The sequence below is a fragment of the Brevibacterium sp. FME17 genome (assembly GCF_014897515.1).
Taxonomy (GTDB): Bacteria; Actinomycetota; Actinomycetes; order Actinomycetales; family Brevibacteriaceae; genus Brevibacterium.
In genome coordinates, this window is the sequence record NZ_JABUYD010000067.1 from 1 (window position 1) to 1,340 (window position 1,340).

1 protein-coding gene is annotated in these 1,340 nt (G+C 60.1%); it reads right to left on the bottom strand.

Features of this window, described 5'->3' with window-relative positions; translation table 11 throughout:
* Positions 1-36: 36 nt before the first annotated feature.
* Positions 37-1,271, bottom strand: a protein-coding gene (locus INT40_RS20315; RefSeq protein WP_226831730.1) for an IS3 family transposase whose coding sequence is annotated in 2 segments (ribosomal slippage) — positions 37-1,004 and positions 1,004-1,271 — 1,236 coding nt in all. Because the reading frame shifts where the segments join, the coding sequence is not laid out codon by codon here.
* Between the last annotated feature and the right edge of the window lie 69 nt (positions 1,272-1,340).

A 1,340-nucleotide genomic window follows, 5' to 3' on the forward strand; every position in this document is an offset into this window, starting at 1 on the left:
TGAGGTTCCCCGCAAGTCGTGGACACGTGTGCTACGTCACGCAGCCTGCGTAGACGCTTCCTTCTCCACCTGACCAGCCTGCCGACCAGCCAGAAGATTGCCTTCGAACTCCACCGGCGGCACCATCCCTAACGCGGAATGCAACCGTCGTCGGTTATAGACAATCTCGATCCACCGGGCGACCTCGCGCTTGACCTCGGTCCGCGTCTGCCACACCCGACGATCGAAGAACTCCGACTTCAACGACGACCAGAACGACTCCGACATCGCGTTGTCCCAACACACCCCGGTGCGTCCCACCGACTGCTTCAACCCCAGCTCACCGGACGCGTGATGCAGCTGCGTTGACGTGTATTGTGCGCCGCGGTCAGCATGAAAAATCACGTCATTCGGAGTCATCGCTCGTAGGGTATGAGCCATCCGCAACGCCTGCTCAACCAGGTCGGAATCCTGTCGGTCATCCATGGCCCACCCGAGCACTCTCCTCGAGCATCCGTCGCGGATCACGCAGAGGTAGACGAACCCCTCCCACGTGCGTAGATACGTGATATCGCTGATCCACACAGCATCTAAGTCGCCCTGGTCCCAGACCCGTTTGACGAGATCAGGAATGTGATAAGTGTCCACACCCGGCAGCGTCGTCACCGGCTGGAACTTACGAGGGCTGACTCCCTCGAGGCCTTGGCGTCGCATCGACGCAGCGACCGTCTTCTCATCCACGCACCGACCTTCCCGAGCCAGTTCCGCTGTGACTCTGGGTGCCCCATAGACATCGTCAGAATCGGTGTGAACTCGACGGACTTGCGCGTCGAGGTCTCGCTGCGCCCTCGCCCGCTTAGACGGACCTGCCGACCGTCGTTTCATCCACGCATAGAACCCGGACTTCGTGACGTCGAGGAGCCTGGCCATGCGGCGAATCGAGTAGTTCGCCTTCTCCGTTGCCATCAGTTCGAACTTCTCTTGTTTCGAGGCTTCGACGCGAAGAAGGCGGCCGCTTTTCCCAGGAACTCGTTATCTTGTTTAAGCTCGAAATTCTCCCGTTTCAACCGTGCCAGTTCAGCACGTTCGTCCTCTCCCAGAGGCCCGGTTGACTCGCCTTCGCCGCGGAGGCGGTCTTTCTCGGCCTTGACCCAAGTGCCCAGGGTCTGCTCGCCGACTCCGAGCTCCTTCGCTACCGCCGCGATCGATCGGCCCGTGCTGATGACGAGGTTCGCGGCCTCGATGCGGTACTCCGGCGTATAAGAACGGCGTTGCCGCTTCGAATCTGACATGTTGAACATCCTTCCAGCAGGACCTGAAATCCCGCTACCTTGGGTGTCCACTATTCGAGGCTAACCTCA